At 69.1% G+C, this 17,930-nt stretch carries 14 protein-coding genes and 1 riboswitch; of the genes, 7 read left to right on the forward strand and 7 right to left on the reverse strand.

The genetic code is table 11. From position 1 onward, the window contains the following. Window positions 1-17 precede the first annotated feature (17 nt). Window positions 18-896, reverse strand: a complete 879-nt coding sequence (locus tag ACLKOY_RS06545; protein ID WP_436452930.1) for a bifunctional methylenetetrahydrofolate dehydrogenase/methenyltetrahydrofolate cyclohydrolase — start codon at window positions 894-896, stop codon at window positions 18-20. After that, window positions 893-2,167, reverse strand: a complete 1,275-nt coding sequence (gene glyA, locus ACLKOY_RS06550) for a serine hydroxymethyltransferase (protein WP_140036449.1) — start codon at window positions 2,165-2,167, stop codon at window positions 893-895. The genes ACLKOY_RS06545 and glyA overlap by 4 nt, the downstream gene beginning before the upstream one ends. A gap of 36 nt (window positions 2,168-2,203) precedes the next feature. After that, window positions 2,204-2,288: riboswitch (ZMP/ZTP riboswitch) on the reverse strand. A 52-nt stretch (window positions 2,289-2,340) separates the two neighbouring features. Here glyA and ACLKOY_RS06555 point away from each other — a divergent pair. From ACLKOY_RS06555 to ACLKOY_RS06580, 6 genes are all read left to right on the forward strand, one after another. Beyond that, the gene (locus tag ACLKOY_RS06555) at window positions 2,341-3,858 is read left to right on the forward strand and encodes a family 20 glycosylhydrolase (protein WP_436452931.1); all 1,518 of its coding nucleotides are present in this window, start codon (window positions 2,341-2,343) and stop codon (window positions 3,856-3,858) included. Continuing rightward, window positions 3,855-5,021, forward strand: a complete 1,167-nt coding sequence (nagA, locus tag ACLKOY_RS06560) for an N-acetylglucosamine-6-phosphate deacetylase (RefSeq protein ID WP_436452932.1) — start codon at window positions 3,855-3,857, stop codon at window positions 5,019-5,021. Before ACLKOY_RS06555 ends, nagA begins: the two co-directional genes overlap by 4 nt. 503 nt (window positions 5,022-5,524) lie before the next feature. Then, window positions 5,525-7,735 carry a sigma-70 family RNA polymerase sigma factor gene (locus ACLKOY_RS06565; RefSeq protein WP_436452933.1) on the forward strand — a complete coding sequence of 737 codons (2,211 nt, stop codon included), beginning with the start codon at window positions 5,525-5,527 and terminating at the stop codon, window positions 7,733-7,735. A gap of 30 nt (window positions 7,736-7,765) precedes the next feature. Beyond that, window positions 7,766-8,137: a YrdB family protein gene (locus ACLKOY_RS06570; protein ID WP_140036445.1), complete on the forward strand. Its 372-nt coding sequence runs from the start codon at window positions 7,766-7,768 to the stop codon at window positions 8,135-8,137. After that, window positions 8,134-9,498, forward strand: coding sequence for an FAD-binding oxidoreductase (locus ACLKOY_RS06575; RefSeq protein WP_436452934.1), 1,365 nt, complete (start codon window positions 8,134-8,136; stop codon window positions 9,496-9,498). Before ACLKOY_RS06570 ends, ACLKOY_RS06575 begins: the two co-directional genes overlap by 4 nt. Next, window positions 9,491-9,898, forward strand: coding sequence for an NUDIX hydrolase (locus ACLKOY_RS06580; RefSeq protein WP_140036443.1), 408 nt, complete (start codon window positions 9,491-9,493; stop codon window positions 9,896-9,898). Before ACLKOY_RS06575 ends, ACLKOY_RS06580 begins: the two co-directional genes overlap by 8 nt. Before the next feature lie 12 nt (window positions 9,899-9,910). Here the strand turns inward: ACLKOY_RS06580 and nagB are convergent, their stop codons facing one another. From nagB to ACLKOY_RS06605, 5 genes are all read right to left on the reverse strand, one after another. Further along, window positions 9,911-10,690, reverse strand: coding sequence for a glucosamine-6-phosphate deaminase (gene nagB, locus ACLKOY_RS06585; RefSeq protein ID WP_436452935.1), 780 nt, complete (start codon window positions 10,688-10,690; stop codon window positions 9,911-9,913). Next, window positions 10,683-11,648 (reverse strand): ROK family protein, encoded by a 966-nt coding sequence (locus ACLKOY_RS06590; protein WP_436452936.1) that lies wholly within the window; start codon window positions 11,646-11,648, stop codon window positions 10,683-10,685. The genes nagB and ACLKOY_RS06590 overlap by 8 nt, the downstream gene beginning before the upstream one ends. A 58-nt stretch (window positions 11,649-11,706) precedes the next feature. Beyond that, window positions 11,707-12,894 (reverse strand): ROK family transcriptional regulator, encoded by a 1,188-nt coding sequence (locus tag ACLKOY_RS06595; protein WP_436452937.1) that lies wholly within the window; start codon window positions 12,892-12,894, stop codon window positions 11,707-11,709. A 79-nt stretch (window positions 12,895-12,973) separates the two neighbouring features. Beyond that, window positions 12,974-16,228 carry a family 20 glycosylhydrolase gene (locus ACLKOY_RS06600; protein WP_436452938.1) on the reverse strand — a complete coding sequence of 1,085 codons (3,255 nt, stop codon included), beginning with the start codon at window positions 16,226-16,228 and terminating at the stop codon, window positions 12,974-12,976. Further along, complete coding sequence (locus tag ACLKOY_RS06605; protein ID WP_436452939.1) at window positions 16,219-17,436, reverse strand: amino acid deaminase; 1,218 nt, start codon at window positions 17,434-17,436, stop codon at window positions 16,219-16,221. The genes ACLKOY_RS06600 and ACLKOY_RS06605 overlap by 10 nt, the downstream gene beginning before the upstream one ends. Window positions 17,437-17,461: 25 nt before the next feature. Between ACLKOY_RS06605 and ACLKOY_RS06610 the strand changes: the two genes are divergently transcribed. After that, the gene (locus ACLKOY_RS06610; protein WP_140036438.1) at window positions 17,462-17,869 is read left to right on the forward strand and encodes a RidA family protein; all 408 of its coding nucleotides are present in this window, start codon (window positions 17,462-17,464) and stop codon (window positions 17,867-17,869) included. Window positions 17,870-17,930: the final 61 nt, after the last annotated feature.

Raw genomic sequence — 17,930 nt, forward strand, 5'->3', positions numbered from 1 at the left:
TACGACAGCTCGGCGACTCAGACCAGTCGCTCGGCCGCCTCGACGACATTCGTCATGAGAAGCGCGACCGTCATCGGCCCCACTCCGCCGGGGTTCGGCGAGACCCAGCCCGCGACCTCTGCGACACCGGGATGCACGTCGCCGAAGACCAGGTTCTTGCCGGTCTCGGGGTCGGTCTCACGAGTCACGCCCACGTCGAGCACGGCAGCTCCCGGCTTGACGTCCTCGGCGCGGATCAGGTGCTTCACGCCGGCTGCAGCGACGATCACATCGGCCTCGCGCAGGTAGCGCGGCATGTCGACCGTGCCGGTGTGCGTCAGCGTGACCGTCGCATTGAGGTCGCGACGCGTCAGCAGCAGGCCGATCGACCGACCGATGGTCACCCCGCGTCCGACGACCACCACGTGCTTGCCCTTGAGGTCGTAGTCGTTGCGCAGCAGCAGCTCGATCACACCGCGCGGCGTGCACGGCAGCGGCGTGTGGATCGGGCTGTTGACGTTGAGCACGAGCCGACCGAGGTTGGTCGGATGCAGTCCATCGGCATCCTTCGCGGGGTCGATCCGCTCGAGGATCGCATCCGTGTCGATATGCTTCGGCAGCGGCAGCTGCACGATGTACCCGTGGCACTCCGGGTCGGCGTTGAGCTCGTCGATCAGCGCCTCGACGTCGGCCTGCGTGGCATCGGCCGGCAGCTCGCGCTGGATCGAGTTCATCCCGATCGCCTCGGACTGACGGTGCTTCATGCCGACGTACAGCTGGGATGCCGGATCGGCGCCGACGAGGACGGTCGCGATGCCGGGGACGATGCCCTTCGCCTTGAGCGCGGCGACACGCTCGGTCAGCTCGGCCTTGATCGCGGCAGACGCCGCCTTGCCGTTGAGGATCTTCGCGGTCACTGCTGCAGGTCCGGGTAGAGCGGGAAGACTGCGGCGAGCGCGTCGACGCGAGCGCGGAGCGCCTCGACGTCGGCGCCGGGCAGCAGCGCGAGGGCGATCACGTCGGCGACCTCGGTGAACTCGGCGTCGCCGAAACCGCGGGTCGCGAGCGCCGGGGTTCCGATGCGCAGACCCGAGGTGACCATCGGCGGACGCGGGTCGTTCGGCACTGCGTTGCGGTTCACCGTGATGTGGATGTCGTGCAGCAGGTCTTCGGCCTGCTTGCCGTCGATCTCTGCGTCGCGAAGATCCACCAGCACCAGATGCACGTCGGTGCCGCCGGAGCGCACGCCGATGCCGGCATCCTTCACATCCTGCTGCGAGAGACGCTCGGCGAGGATCGACGCTCCGCGCAGCGTGCGCTCCTGGCGCTCCTTGAACTCGGGCGTGCCTGCGAGCTTGAATGCTGTCGCCTTGGCGGCGATCACGTGCATGAGCGGGCCGCCCTGCTGTCCCGGGAACACGGCCGTGTTGATCTTCTTCGCGATCTCGGGGTCGTTCGTCAGGATGAAGCCCGAACGGGGGCCGCCGATGGTCTTGTGCACGGTCGACGAGACGACGTGTGCGTGCGGCACCGGGTTCGGGTGCAGGCCCGCGGCGACGAGGCCGGCGAAGTGCGCCATGTCGACCCAGAGCAGGGCGCCGACCTCGTCGGCGATCGCGCGGAAGGCGGCGAAGTCGAGCGTGCGGGGGTAGGCGGACCATCCGGCGATGATGACCTTGGGCTTGTGCTCGATGGCGAGGCGACGCACCTCGTCCATGTCGATCGTCGACGTCTCGGGGTCCACGCCGTAGGCGACGATGTCGTAGAGACGGCCCGAGAAGTTGATCTTCATGCCGTGCGTCAGGTGACCGCCCTGGTCGAGCGCGAGGCCGAGAAGCGTGTCGCCGGGGCGGGCGATCGCGTGCAGCACGGCGGCGTTGGCCGACGCTCCCGAGTGGGGCTGGACGTTGGCGAACTCCGAGCCGAAGAGGTCCTTGGCGCGCTGGATGGCCAGCGATTCGGCGACGTCGACCTCTTCGCAGCCGCCGTAGTAGCGACGCCCGGGGTAGCCCTCGGCGTACTTGTTGGTGAGCACCGAGCCCTGAGCCTGCAGCACCGAGACAGGCACGAAGTTCTCGGATGCGATCATCTCGAGGAACGTCTGCTGACGCGCGAGCTCGCGGTCGAGAACCTGTGCGATCTCGGGGTCGACCTCGGCGAGCGGGGCGTTGAAGTAACGATCGGTCATGACTTGCTCCTCTGACGACGGATTCGAAGGGGTATACCTATCGGCCCAGGCGCGCGGTCGAATTCCGTGGTCAGTCGCTCCCCGGTGGTAGTCCACCCAGACGCCAGTCGCGACGTGAGAAAGCATAGCGGATTTCCCTGTGCTGCCGACTCTGCGCAGGGTAGGTTTTGTTCATGGTCCTTCCCCATTCCATGCCCCTCGTTCCCCTTCCCGCTTTCGCCATCGCCGGCGATGGTCGGTTGCCCGTCTCCGAGAGCACTCGAGTCATCGGCGACTCCCCGGCCGCACACCAGCTGATCGATGCCGCAGAGCGACGCAGCGGCATACGCTTCTCCCAGTCCAGTGACGCCGCCGACACCGCATCGGCGATCGTGCTGCGCGTCGATCCCACCATCGCACCCGAGGGATACACGCTCAGGGTCGCCGATTCCGTCGAGGTCGTCGGCGGCGACGAGGCAGGGCTCTTCTACGGGGTGCAGACTCTGCTGCAGCTGCTCCGCGACGGCGACGAGGGCTGGGCGCTGCTGCACGCCGAGATCACCGACGCGCCTCGATTCGAGCGTCGCGGCGTGATGCTCGACGTCACAAGGCACTTCTTCGACGTCGACGAGGTCAAGAAGTTCATCGACAGCACCAGCGCCCTGAAGTTCAACCACCTGCACCTGCACCTCAGCGACGACCAGGGCTGGCGGATCCAGATCGATTCGTGGCCCAAGCTCACCGAACTCGCATCGTCGACCGCATCGCTCGGCGACCCCGGAGGCTTCTACACCAAGGACGACTATCGCGAGATCGTGGCGTACGCGGCCGAGCGGCACATGCTCGTCATCCCCGAGATCGACCTTCCCGGGCACACGCACGCCATCGGCGTCGCGTACCCCGAGCTCGTCGAGGATCCGGTCATGAACGACAGCCTGATCGCCGAATCGGCGCGTCTCGGCCAGCCGCTCCCCGTGGCAGGCGAGCCCTATCTCGGATGGGGCGTCGGACACTCGAGCGTCCGCATCCACGAGGAGCGCACGTACGAGTTCGTGCGCGACGTCGTGCGCGAGCTCGCCGAGATGACGCCTGGTCCGTTCATCCACATCGGCGGGGACGAATCGCTGGGCACCCCGCAGGCGGATTTCGATCACTTCGTCGAGCGCGCGACCGCGATCGTGTTCGAGGAGGGCAAAATCCCTCTCGCGTGGCACGAGGTCGGCGCGGCCAAGGACATCGCCGAAGGCACGATCGGTCAGTACTGGGGCAAGACGACACCCGAGGGCTCGCATGCCGCAGAGGCCGCGCACTTCGTCGAGCGCGGCGGCGCGCTCATCATGTCGACCGCCGACGTCGCCTACCTCGACATGAAGTACACCGCCGACTTCCCGCTCGGGCTCACCTGGGCCGCGATCATCGACGTCCGCACGGCCTACGAATGGGAGCCGACCGCGGCGCTCGACGTTCCCGAGGCGGCGATCCTCGGCGTCGAGGCTCCGCTGTGGAGCGAGACCACTCGCACCCTGAGCGATGTCGAGCAGCTGGTGTTCCCTCGGGCTGCCGCTCACGCCGAGGTCGCCTGGTCGCCGCGCAGCGCTGCCGGTCGAGACTGGGAATCGTTCCGCGTGCGGCTCGGGGGGCTGGCCCCGCTGTGGAAGGCTGAAGGCGTCGACTTCCACCCCGCAGCCGAGATCCCCTGGAGCGAACGATGACCACCGATTCCGCAGCGACAGGGTCGCTCGTCATCCACTCGGCCCGGCTGATCGACCACGGAGCCGACGTCGCGGACTCCTGGGTGCGGATCGAAGACGGCCGGGTCGTCGCCCTCGGCACCGGGCAGACCTGGAGCGCCGCAGACGAGGTCGTCGATGCGACAGTCGTCGCCGGACCTGATGCTGTGCTCACCCCCGGCTTCATCGACATCCACTGCCACGGCGGTGCCGGCGCCTCGTTCGACGACGGCGCGGAGGCGATCCGCGCGGCTCGCGCTCTGCACCGCTCTCACGGCACCACCCGATCGGTGATCTCGCTCGTCACCGCGCCGGTCGACGCCCTCGCACAGCGCGTGGCGCAGATCGCCGACCTGATGCAGACGGATGCCGACATCCTCGGCTCGCATCTGGAGGGACCGTTCCTCGACCCCGCGCACCATGGGGCGCACGAGCCGACGCTGCTGCGGGCTCCGGTCGGCGAAGATGTCGCTCAACTGCTCGAGGCCGGCCGCAGCACGATCCGGCAGGTGACGATCGCACCCGAGCTCCCCGGCGGACTCGACGCGATCCGACTGATCGTCGAGGCCGGAGCTGTGGCGGCGGTGGGTCACACGAGCGCGAACGCCGCGATGGCTGTGGCGGCCTTCGACGCGGGTGCGACCGTGCTGACCCATGCGTTCAACGCCATGCCCGGCATCCACCATCGCGCGCCAGGGCCGGTGCTGGCCGCAGCCGCCGACCACCGTGTCGTGCTCGAGGTGATCGCCGACGACGTGCACCTCGATCCGCACGTGATCAAACTCGTGTTCGACTCGGCACCCGGCCGCGTGGCGCTCATCACCGACGCGATGGCTGCTGCGGGCAGTGCCGACGGGCACTACGACCTGGGAACCGTGAGCGTGACGGTCGAAGACGGCATCGCGCGCGCGGACGACACCGGCTCGATCGCGGGGTCGACCCTCACCCAGGACGACGCGCTGCGCCGGGCCACCGCTGCGGGGGCACCGCTGGCGGAGGCGGTGCGCGCGCTCACCGAGACTCCGGCAGCCGCGATCGGATACGGCGATCGACTGGGCCGCCTCGCGGTCGGCTACGTCGCTGACGCCGTGCTTCTTGACGCACAGCTGCGGGTCGAGCGCGTGTGGGTGGGCGATCGCCCATAAACCCGCTGACGCGCGGTGCGATGTCGCAATGTCGCGAGCGCATCGGGGTGCGGGCGTGCTCGCTCCGGCAATGCCGTCCGAGTGGGTGAGGGGCCGCCGTTCCCCAGATCGGCGGCCCCGTCACATTTCCCTCCCATGTGCGAGAGCTGGCGGGCCGAGCGCTCCTCCCCCGAGGTGCCCGACCCGCCATGCCGGTGCACTTACCCCTTGCACCAGCGCCTGAGCTCCGCCCCCCGGTGGAGCCCCATGGCTGTCTCTAGTGATGAGACGACGTCGACGCCGATTCATTACGCGATTTCCCAGATCTTTTTTTCGGGACGCCCTCCAGAACCGATCGATCTGCCCGTGACCAGGCATTTATAGGAGCCCAGAGATTTATGATCAGTTTCTCGGAAGGGGTGGCATGCCTGAGAGATTGGAGAGAGAATGGAGATGGCGCGTGATGAAAATGGGGTTCACGCGTCTCTTCATGTGGAGGCGCACTCGCGCTCCACGACAGATGGATGACTGTGGATCAGGACAGCACTTCGCACGACGAAACGATCGCCGACGCCGATCTCGTCCTGCGCACCCGCTCGGGTGACGCAGCGGCCTTCGGTGAACTCTGGAGGCGGCACTACCCCTCCGGTATGTCCGTCGCTCGGTCGATCACGTCGTCGATCGACCCCGACGATCTCGTGCAGGAGTCCTACACCCGCATCTATCAGGCGATCATCAAGGGCGGCGGGCCCAACGGCTCCTTCCGCGCCTATCTGTTCACGAGCATCCGCAACACCGCCGCCGCCTGGGGCCGTTCTCGTCGCGAATCCGCGATCGACGAACTCGACAGCGTCGCCGACCCCGACAGCACAGACCAGGCGGCCAACGAGGCCCTCGACCGCAGCCTGACCGCGCAGGCGTTCCGCAGCCTTCCCTCCCGCTGGCAGGAGGTGCTCTGGTACACCGAGATCGAGCAGATGAAGCCTCAGGAGGCCGCGACGCTCCTCGGCATGAAGGCGGGCGCCGTCTCGCAGCTCGCATTCCGGGCGCGCGAAGGGCTCCGCGAAGCGTGGATCCAGGCTCACCTCCGCAGTGCGGCGGCCGGCTCCGACTGCCAATGGACCATCGAGCACCTGGGCGCGTACTCGCGCGGCAATCTCAGCACGCGAGACCACAACCGTCTCGAGCAGCACCTCGAGGAATGCGCACGCTGCATAATCGTCGCCGCTGAGGCGAAGGACGTGTCGACGCGACTCGCCCTCGTGCTGCTGCCGCTCGTCCTCGGGGTCACGGGTGCCGCAGGGTACCTCGCCACGCTCCAGGGCGGAGGCACGCCGATCGTCGCGCTCGCAGCCATGCCCTCAGGAATCACCGAGGGTGCGGTCGTCGTCGCAGGAGCGGCAACGGGCGGCTCCTCGGGCAGCACGGCCGGAGGCGGCGCAGCTGGAGGCGGCGCTGCCGGAGGCGGCGCTGCGAGCGGCGGCGCTGCGAGCGGCGGCATCTTCAGCGGTGTCGGCGCGCTCGTCGGCGCCGGTTCAGCCGCCCTGGTGGTTGCGGGCGTCGTGGCGGCCGCCACCATCGTCCCGACCCTCGCCGGAGTGACACCGGTCGCATCGCTTCCCAGCGCCGGCGACAAGGACTCCTCGTCGATCAGCGCCGACGTCGGGCCCGACGAATCGATGTCCGACGAGAAGACACCGCTCGTCGACGATGTGGAGCCCGACCCCGAGCCCGAACCGGTCACGCCCCCCGTCGACGCACCCATCACCCCTCAGCCCGCCGAGGACATCGCGCCCGCTATCGTCGCACCGCCCGCTCCGGCGGAGACATCGAAGCCGTCACCGGAAGAGGATGTCCCCGAGGAGGGAACTCCGGGAGAAGAGACCCCGGGTGAAGAAACCCCCGGTGAAGAAACCCCCGGTGAAGAGACCCCGGGTGAAGAAACCCCCGGCGAAGAAACCCCCGGCGAAGAAACCCCCGGAGAAGAAACCCCCGGAGAAGAAACCCCCGGCGAAGAAACCCCCGGCGAAGAAACCCCCGGAGAAGAAACCCCCGGAGAAGAAACCCCCGGAGAACCCGCGGCGCCTACGACCCCGATCGTGGTGACCCTCGCCGATATCTGTCTCGACGATCGAGCCATCACGTATGTGACTCTGGACGTGTCCGGTGACCCGGGCGCCGATATCGAGGCTCTGCTCGACGGCAGCCACGGCGGTGCGGACAGCACATCGCTGAGCGACGCCGGAACCGGAACGATCGAGCTGCGCCCGGGACTCGTGCAGATCATCCTCGGCGCGACCGTCGAGATCCACTATGTGACGGGGGCCGGTCCGGTCCTGCCGGTCACCACAAGCCTCTCGGCACTCGGGGTGAACCTCGAATCCGTTCTGCTCGCGCCCGCGTGCGGTGCACCTGCCGAAGATGCCGTCGAGACCACGCCCGTCGTGCCGGCGCCGGACGACACGGCCGTGACCGCGCCGGAGCCGACGGACGAGGCGGCACCCGCTGGCCCGGACGAGACAGCACCCGCGACCGTGGTCGAGACTCCGGATGCAGAGGTGGTTCCCGAGACCCCGACTCCCGAACCGGCTGCTCCCGTCGAACCTTCCGCTCCGACAGAGACGGCTCCGCCGGTGGAGCCGACGGTCGAAGAAGAGACCGCCCCGGTCGACGAGACTGCGCCGGCAGTCGACGCGGTCGTCCCCGCTGCAGAAGAGGCCGTCCCCGCGCTCTGACCCGCCATCGGCGGCGAATAGACTGGATCCATGTCCCAGGATCCCGCCTCCGTCCCCGGCGTCGACCGCCCCAGCATCGCTCCCCTCGACATCATCCGATCGGTGGTCCTGATCGTCGCCGTGGGCACGCTCGCGCTGTGGGGATTCGCGATGTGGCCGTTCCCGTGGAACATCGTCATCGGCATCGGCGCTCCGATCGTCGTGATCCTGATCTGGGCTCTCTTCCTCTCCCCGCGGCCTGTGCTGCGTCTGCACCCGTTCCTGCGGGTCGTGGTCGAGCTGCTGATCTACGTCGGTGTCACGATCGCGTGGTGGCTGATGGATCAGCCGATCATCGGCACCGCATTCGCCGTGGTCGCTGTCGGAGCCGGCGTGGTCAGCGGTCGGCGTCGCATCCGATGAGCACTCTCGACCAGCTCACCGCCGCACTCGGCGACATCGTCGACACCGATGCCGCGATCCTCGAAGAGGCCCGCGCCGACCGATCAGGGCACGCGGCGCCGGGTCAGCCGCTCGCGGTCGTGCATGCCGAGACCGTCGAACACGTCCAGACCGTGATGCGCATCGCCACCCGAACGGAGACCCCTGTCGTGGTGCGCGGGGCGGGCACCGGCCTCGCCGGAGCGGCGAACGGCGGCGAGGGTGAGATCGTCCTCTCCACCCGCCGGATGACCGCGATCCACGAGATCCGGGCAGATGACCTGCTCGCCGTCGTCGAACCCGGCATCCTCAACGCCGACCTCAACGACGTGCTGGCCGAGCACGGACTGTGGTGGGCGCCGGATCCCGCCAGCCGCGCGATCTCGACCGTCGGCGGCAACATCGCCACCGGGGCAGGCGGGCTGCTCTGCGCGAAGTACGGCGTCGTGAAGGATGCTGTCCTCGGGGTCGACCTGGTGCTCGCAGACGGCCGTCTGATGCGCCTCGGTCACCGCAGCGTCAAAGGCGTGACCGGACTCGACCTCACCTCTCTCGTGATCGGCTCGGAGGGCACTCTCGGCGTCGTCGTCGGCGCCACCCTGAAGCTGCGCCGACTCGTCGAGGGAACCACCTGCACGGTGACGGCGACCTTCCCCGACGTGCGCACAGCGGCATCCGCATCCGCCGCGGTCACCGCGTCGGGTGCGCAGCCGGCGATCATGGAGCTGATGGACTCCGCCAGCCTCGCCGCCGTCGCCGCTCTGTTGGAGCTGCCTTCCCCCGCAGCCGGAAGCGCGCAGCTGACGATTCAGACCGATGGCCCGGCCGCCGTCGCCGAAGCCACGACGATCGCCGAGATCCTCACGGCTCACCACGGTGTGACGCAGGTCTCGCACGACCGAGAGGAAGGCGAGCGGCTGCTGGCGATCCGCCGAGCGATGCACCCCGCCATGTCCGCTCTCGGCACGACCCTCATCGAAGACGTGTCGGTGCCGCGCAGCGCGATGCCCGCGATGTTCGACGAGATCGCTCGCATCGAGAAGACCTACTCGATGATCATTCCCACCGTGGCGCATGCGGGCGACGGAAACCTGCACCCGAACTTCATCTTCGAGGGCACCGAACCCCCCGCTGAGGTCTGGGCCGCCGCAGACGAGCTGTTCCGAGCCGCGATCGCGCTCGGCGGCACACTGACCGGCGAGCACGGGATCGGAACGCTGAAGAGCCGCTGGCTGGCCGACGAGCTCGGAGACGACCAGTGGGAGCTGCAGCGTCAGATCACCCGCGTATTCGATCCGCTCGGCATCCTGAACCCCGGCAAGGTCTTCGCCCCCGATGCCTGACATCCACGTCAGCGCGGCGGTCATCGTCGACGACGCCGGCAGGGTGCTGGTGGTCCGCAAGCAGGGCACGACGCGCTTCATGCAGCCCGGCGGCAAGCCCGAGCCCGGTGAGACGCCGTCGCAGACGCTGATCCGCGAGCTGCACGAAGAGCTCGGCCTGCGACTCGACGAGGCCGACCTCGAGCCCCTCGGAACGTTCGTCTCAGAGGCGGCGAACGAGCCGGGTCACCGGGTCGTGGCCGACGCGTTCTCGGTGTCGATCGCCGCCGCAGAGGTGGTGGTGCAGGCCGAGCTCGCCGAGCTGCGGTGGATCACCCCCACCGATGCCGAGACGCTGCCGCTGGCGCCGCTCAGCCTCGAGCACCTGCTGCCGCTCGCGTGGCCTGTCACGCGCCCCTGAGCGCAGATCGGATCAGATGCCCTGCCAGCTCGGCTTGTTGGCGTAGGTGTAGCGGTAGTAGTCGGCGAGCCTGAGACGCGACGCGGCGGCCTCGTCGACGACGACGGTGGCGTGCGGATGCAACTGGATGGCCGAGCCGGGGAGGATGGCCGACAGCGGCCCCTCGACGGCATCCGCGACGGCCTGAGCCTTGCCCTCGCCGAAGGCGAGCAGCACGAGGTGACGCGCACGCAGGATCGTTCCCAGACCCTGGGTGATGCAGTGCTTCGGCACATCGTCGATCGAGTCGAAGAAGCGCGCGTTGTCTTCCCGTGTCTGCACCGTGAGCGTCTTGACTCGCGTCCGCGAGGCGAACGACGACCCCGGCTCGTTGAAGCCGATGTGCCCGTCGGTGCCGATGCCGAGGATCTGCAGGTCCACTCCCCCGGCGGCCTCGATGGCCGTCTCGTAGTCGTCGCCCGCGTGCTGGATGGTGTCCTGAGCGCCGTTGGGCACATGGATCCGGCGCGGGTCGAGCCCGAGGGGCTCCACGACCTCGCGGGTGATGACCGAGCGGTAGCTCTCGGGATGAGCCGGGTCGATCCCCACGTACTCGTCGAGCGCGAAACCGCGCACCTGCGAGACGTCACGACCCGCGAGCTTCGCGCGCAGCGCTTTGTAGATGGGAAGAGGCGTCGAGCCGGTGGCGAGGCCGAGCACGGCATCCGGACGCCCGTCGATCAATTCGACGATCTCGGCGGCGACCAGGGCGCCGGCTGCTTCTGCGTTCTCGACGATGACGACTTCAGCCATGGGAAACGATCTCCTTAGAGGGGGTGGTTGCGCCGACGACCGCTGCCCCGAAGGCCGCAGCGGGAGAGCCTGCAGGGAGCAGTTCGATCCTGTCGTCCAGGTGCAGTGAGCGCATGAAAGGCGAGGCCTCGGCGCCCGCCTGGAGTGCGCCGCGGACGCCCACGAACAGTCTCTCTCCGAGCGAAGTGAGGCCGCCGCCGATGATCACACGTTCGACGTCTGCGGAGAGCACGAGGGCCCGCACCGCCGCAGCTGCGCCGTGGAACAGATCGGCTCGCAGACCGGCGGCGCGCTCGTCGCCCGCGTCGGCCGCGTCGAGGATGTCGCGCACCGGCAGAGCGCCCGGTCGATTCCAGGCACGGGCGAGCGCGCCACCGCCGCAGAAGGTCTCGATGCACCCGCGCTGCCCGCAGCCGCAGAGCCGGCCGTTCGGGTCGACCGAGAGGTGACCGACCTCACCGGCGGTGCCTCGCGCGCCACGCCAGATCGTACCGTCGATGACGATGCCGGCGGCGACGCCGGTGCCGAGGTTGAGGTAAGCCATGGCGCCGTCTATGCCGCGCAACACCGCAGCACCGAGCGCGGCCGCCTTCACGTCGTTCTCGACGCGAACGGGGACTCCCAGCTGCCCACCGGCGAGACCGGCGAGATCCAGCGACTCGACGCCGAGGTTCACGGCGTGGAGGACTCGGCCCGTATCCGCGTCGACGAGCCCGGGGATGCCCACGCCCACCGATTCGACGGCCGAGCGGGCGAATCCTCCTTCGAGGGCGAGCGCGTCGACGGCATCGAGGATGCTGACGACGACGGCGTCCTCGCCCCATCCCGTCGGACGGCGCAGCCGCGCCAGGATGTCTCCGTCGGGCGATACGGCCACGGCATCGATCTTGGTTCCGCCGACGTCCAGGCCCACTCGAATGGGCCGACCGGACAGGCCGACGGTGATCGCATCCGTCATCGGATGGAGCTCCTGCTCGGCTTCGGCTCGCGGACGCGGTCGCTTCCGCAGGCGCGGATCACGAGACGCCCAGCTGGCTGGAGAGCACCATCACGGCGGCGCCGCGCAGGACGATGTCGTCCTGATGGGTGCGCCGGATGAGCGCATCCTCGAAGACGCCCTCGAGCGTGCGCGCGTGAAGGGTCTCGACCGCGGCGTCGATCAGCACGCCGTCGAGCAGATCCTCCGGACCCGAGAGCACGACCTCGGACAGATCCAGGGCCGCCACGATCGGGGCTATCGCGATGCCCATGCGGGTGCCGGCGTCGCGGAGGATCTCGTCACGCGAGTCTGGAGCCGCTGCGATGGCTGGGCGCAGTCGCGTTTCGCTCAACCAGGCTTCGAGGCAGCCGTCCTTGCCGCACGCACAGCGGGGCCCGCCGTCCGTGCCCACCACGACATGCCCGATCTCGCCCGCGGCGAAGCGGCTGCCGAGAAGCGGCTGGCTGCCGGTGATGACGCCTGCTCCGACTCCTCGACCGATCTTGATGAGCATGAAGTCAGCCTTCGCCTCGCCGAATGTGTATTCGGCGAGCACAGCGGCGTTGGCGTCGTTGCGCACGAGCACCGGCAGATCGAGATCTATTCCGAGCTTCGCCTCGAGCGGCAGGTTGCTCCACCCCAGGTTCGGCGAGCTGAGTACGACGCCGTCCGGACGCACGACGCCCGGGCTGCCGATTCCGACGCCAAGGATGGGCTGTGTGGCCGTATCCGCGAGCGCGCGCGCCAGCTCGAGGGTGGCTGCGTAGGCGGCGTGGCCGTCTGCGTTCTCGGGTCGTGGCACTTCGCGCCGCTCGAGCACGTCGCCGTCGAGACTGAGCAGAGCGCCCACGAATGCGTGGGGGCCCGACAGGTCGAGCCCGATGATCTGATGACCGACACGGTCGATGTCGATGAGGATCGGCGGCTTGCCCGGTCCGACCGTCTCGCGCACTCCCATCTCGACGACGATGCCGTCGGCGATGAACTCGGCGACGAGGTCCGAGATGGTGACTCGCGTCAGGCCGGTCTCTCGCGAGAGGTCTGCCCGGCTCATCGCACCCGAGTGGTAAAGAGTCTGCAGAACGAGTGCACGGTTGTGGCCGCGAGCGTGCTCCGGGAGCACCTTCGATCGCGAGCGCAGGTGGCGCCCCGGGCCGAAGGCGTGCGCGCTCGCGGCGACGTAATCTGGTGACGTCGAAGGACGCGATCCATCCGATACGGACATGTTTGTTAGTAGACCTTACGAACAAAAATTTCGCAACCCCTGCCTCTGATAGCACAGGGAGGGTTACGGAAACGTTACATTATGCCGAGAGTACCCCGTCGGCGGTGTCTTGAGACCCGGACAAGCGCTCGACGAGGCCGGCCACGATCTCCTGCCTCGCCTCACGAGTGAGAGGCTTCCCCGGCACTCCAGGACGCCTCTGCGCAGCCGTCGGACCGTCGAGAGGACGATACCGCACCCCCGACTCGGCGAGGCGTCTGAGGTGGGTGGGAAGCCTGCGGGCGAATCCCTCGTACGGGGGAGGTTCGCCGCCGTCCCACAGCCGCTCGGCGATCGCCGCGAGACGGGGGAACATCGCGAAATCGACACGATCCCGCGTCGGGAGGTGCTCGGTCCACACGTTGGCCTGCCCGCCGGCCGCGGCGTCCTCGATGCGGAGCGTGTACGCCTGCTCGATCGACAGCGGCGGCCCGACTCTGATGGGCTCCTCCCCCGACTCCGACTGCGGATAGTCGAGATACACCTCGAGGTCTGGGCACGCGATCACGGGGATGCCACGTCGCAGCGCCTCACGCATGGCGACAGGGCCCCGCCACGCGAGGACCTCCACCCCATCGGGGACGTCGCCCTCGAGCACCTCGTCCCAGGCGAGGGCGGTGCGTCCGCGGCTGCGGACGTGCGCCACGAACTGAGCCGTGAACCACGGCTGCACGTCGTGCGGAGTCGCGAGACCGAGCTCGCGCATCCGCTCACGCGCAGCAGCGCTCTGCGCCCACTCGGTCACGGGGACCTCGTCTCCGCCGATGCCGATCCACGGAGAATCGAAGAGATCGCACAGCGCGTCGATCGCGGCCCGCCCGAAGGCGAGAGCGTCGTCCGTCGGGGCGAGAGTGCGCGGGTTCACACCGAAACGCGACCACGGCACCACCACAGGCTCGCCGACGTCCGCGTTGCCGAGCGCGGGATAAGCGGCGAGACCCGCCTGGATATGCCCCGGCAGCTCGACCTCCGGCACGACCGTCACGAACCTCTCGGCGGCGTAGGCGACCAGGCCGCGCAGCTCGGCATCCGTGTAATACCCCTCGTGCAGCCCCAGCTCGACGGTGGCATCAGGACCATGGCCCAGCTGCGTCTCCTCGCGGCGAGCGCCCACTTGGGTCAGACGCGGGAACCCGGGCACCTCGAAGCGCCAGCCCTGGTCGTCGGTGAGATGAAGGTGCAGGTGCGTGAGGTGGTGGTCGGCCATCAGATCGACCAGACGCTCGAGGTCCTCGACGGGGCGGAAGTGCCGCGCGACGTCGAGCATCACACCCCGCCAGGCGTAGGCGGGCGCGGACTCCCAGATGCCTGCGGGGATCCGCGCACGGTCAGCGCCCGGTTCGCGCAGTTGCCGCAGCAGGGTGACGCCCCGGAACACACCGGCCGGCGCGGCGCCCCTGACCTCGATTCCGTGGGCGGCGACCGTGACGCGGAAGGCCTCGTGGCCCACACCCTCTCGGGCGAAAGGCTCCTCGGCGAGGGACTCGTCGACGAGCAGCGTGATCGCGGGGGACGAGTCCGGACCCTCGCGAGGGCCACCGAGCCGGGACGCGCTCAGGGCGAGTGCGTCGGGGGCCGTGACCGGAGTGCGAGCCGTCCAGTGGAAGGGGGCCGCGGCCGGGTCGATCACCGAGCGGATGTTCGGGACGGGCGCGCGATGAGCCGCGGGGGCCATCGTGAGAGCGCGACCCGGTGTCGCGCCGGATATGCGGCCGGCCAGCACCACCGGCACGCCGCCGACGAGCACCTCGTCGATCCCGATGGGCGCCCGGTGCGGTGCGTCGAAGGTCGCCCCCGCCGAGATCGTCTCGGGATCGAACAGCACCAGATCGGCCGTCGCCCCCTCGCGGATCACGCCTCGTGGTGCGTCGCCACGATCCAGGCCCAGTCGCATCGCGGGCGTGCCGGACAGATGCCGAACGGCCTGCTCGAGCGAGAGGACACCGAGCTCTCGCACGTAGTGCCCGAGATAGCGGGGGAAGGTTCCCCGGCCGCGTGGGTGCGGGCGCGCGCCGATCAGGATCCCGTCGCTGCCGCCGCAGTGCCGCGGGTGCCGCATGATCGCGCGGACGTTGTCCTCGTCGCCGATATGCATCAGGATGCCGGTCGCGCCGCGGTCTTCGAGGATCGTGTCCAGCACGACGTCGACAGCGCGTCTGCCCGACGACGAGGCGATCTCTTCGACGGTGCGCCCGACGAGGTCTGCGAGGTCGGGCGAGGAGGTGCCGGAGATCTGGATCGCCGACCAGTCGGCGCGTTCGCCGTGGAATCCGTCGCAGCCGATCTCCTCGAGCTCGACGCGCACGGACTCGCGTCCTGCCTCGTCGAGGGCGGCGATGGTCGCCAGCAGGTCTCCGCTCTCGGCGAGCCTGCTCGGCAGCACGGCGGCCAGTGTCGTGGCGCCGGGAAGGTAGGGGTAGGTGTCGAGAGTGACGTCGACGCCGTCGTCGAGCGCCTCGTCCACGAGCGCCAGCAGCTCCGCCGCGCGCCCGCGGTTCGGTGCGAAGTTCATCGTCGCGTGCGTCAGATGGATCGGACACCCCGTGCGGCGGCCGATGTCGAGCGCCTCTCGATAGGCGTCGAGGGCTCCCCCGCCATAGCTTCGGGTGTGCGGTGCCCAGTACCCACCGCGCTCGGCGACGACACGACACAGCGCCTCCAGCTCGGCGGTGTCGGCGTACATGCCCGGGGTGTAGGTCAGCCCGCTCGACATCCCGAACGCTCCCGCGTCGAGCGCCTCGCCGAGGATCTCGGACATCGCCGCGATCTCCTCGACTGTGGCCGGGCGGTTCTCGTGACCCACCACCATCATCCGCAGGTTGCCCTGCGGCACGAGGACGGCGGCGTTGCCCACCGAAACCTCGTCGATCGCGGTGAGCAGGTCGCCCATCGAGCGCCAGGGGGCAGTGGACGGCATGCCGTTCCAGCCGGCGATCTGAGCGGGGATCACCTCTGCTGCAGCGTGATCGAGCGGCGCGTAGCCGAGTCCGTCCTGGCCGAGCACCTCCGTCGTGACGCCCTGCAGGACCTTGGCGTCGTGCGCGGCTCCCTGCAGCACGGCCAGCTCGCTGTGCGCGTGCATGTCGATGAATCCGGGAGACAGCACCAGCCCCGTGGCGATGACCTCGACCGCGTCCGCCGGCAGCTCCAGAATGCTCTCGTCACCCTCGCGAATCACCGCCACGATGCGCGATCCCTCGACCGCGACATCGGCGACGAACCGCTCGGCGCCGGTGCCGTCGATCACCGTGGCGCCTCGGTAGACCCGCACCGGCTTCTCCGTGCTCAGAAGCATGTCGCGACCGCTCCGATCACACGCGGATCCGCGGCATCCGGGTCGTCGATCATCGCCACCACACGCCACTTGTCGAAGGCCGTGCACGGGTGGGACAGGCCGAGGCGCACGACGTCACCGACGGCGACACTCCCGCCGTCTGCGAGGTCGAGGAACGCGTGCTGGTCGTTGAGGGCCGTGACCCGCCCTGCGACCGACTGAGGCACGGGCAGATCGAGGTCGAAGGGCACGTCGCGGCGCCCCGCGTCCAGGAGCGCGAGTCCCTGCTCGGGGCGAGAGACGACACGCGACCAGGCGTGCATGGCCGACCGCAGGGGCTCCGTCGATGTCAGCGGGCCGAACGGCGACATACGCGAGTAGAAGCCGTCGTCGTGGATCTGGAACGCCCCCGACCGCAGCACGATGTCGGCGTCGTCACGGTGCGGGGCCAGTATCGCCGCGGCTCGGTCGGGAAAGGCGCTGCCCCCTGCGCTGAGCACCGGACGGACGTCGGACGGGTATGCGAGGCGCCGATGAAGTTCGACCAGCGTCGAGAGATAGGCGTCGACCGCCGCGACCGACATCTCTGACCGATCGGGGCCGAACGGACCCTCGTATCCCGTGACACCGGCGAGCCGCAGACCCGGCGATGAGAGAATCGCCTGCGCGATGCTCTCGCCCTCCTCCACGCTGCGGGCACCGGTGCGGCCTCCCCGGCCACCGAGCTCGACGAGCACATCGAGCGGGCGATCAGCGCCGCCGAGGGCGTCAGCGAGGATGCCGACGGTGTCGACGGAGTCGGCCCAGCACAGGATCCGGAGATCGCGATCCACAGCCAGCAGTTCGCCCAGATGGCGTGCGGCTGTGCGATCCGTGACGGGGTTCGCGATGAGCACGGTGGAGACGCCCGCCTCGACAGCGACCTCGGCCTGCCACGGCGTCGCGACCGAGATGCCCCACGCACCGGCGTCGAGCAGTCGCTGCCAGAGCGCCGGCGCCATCGTCGTCTTGCCATGCGGCGCGAGGAGAACGCCCTGGTGCTCCGCCCATGCGAAGACGGTCGATTCGTTGTGGGCGAGCGCGGCCTCATGCACTGTCAGCACCGGAGTCACGAGGTCGGACAGGTGCAGCCCCGCCCCGGCGACCTCCGAGAGTCGGAGCCCCGCGGATCGCGAAGGGAAACCCTTCGCCCAGGTGCCGAGAACAGGATCCGGGATTTGTAGAGGCATCTAACAAGGCTACTAGGCTGGCCTCATGACCGCGAAGATCCGAGTGTCGACCGACGCCGCCCCCGCCCCCGCCCACACCTTCTCGCAGGGCATCCGCAAGGGCCCGATCGTGCAGGTCTCCGGTCAGGGCCCCGTCGATCCCCAGACGAACGAGTATCTCTTCCCGGGTGATGTCGCGGCCCAGACCACGCGCACCCTCGAGAACGTCAAGGCGATCGTCGAGGCCTCGGGCGCGACGTTCGACGATGTCGTGATGCTGCGCGTGTACCTGACCAAGCGCGAGGACTTCGCGATCATGAACGACGCATACGGCGCCTTCGTGACCGCGCACACGACCAGCGGCATCCTGCCGTCGCGCACCACCGTCTTCACCGGCCTGCCGCGTGAGGAGATGCTCGTCGAGATCGACGGCCTCGCGGTCGTCACCGACTGACGCCAGCGAGATCTCCACAGCTCCACGGACCGTTGCCTCCCCGTTATACGCGATCGCGTAG

Source organism: Microbacterium sp. K2 (assembly GCF_051365005.1).
Classification (GTDB): Bacteria; Actinomycetota; Actinomycetes; order Actinomycetales; family Microbacteriaceae; genus Microbacterium; species Microbacterium foliorum_B.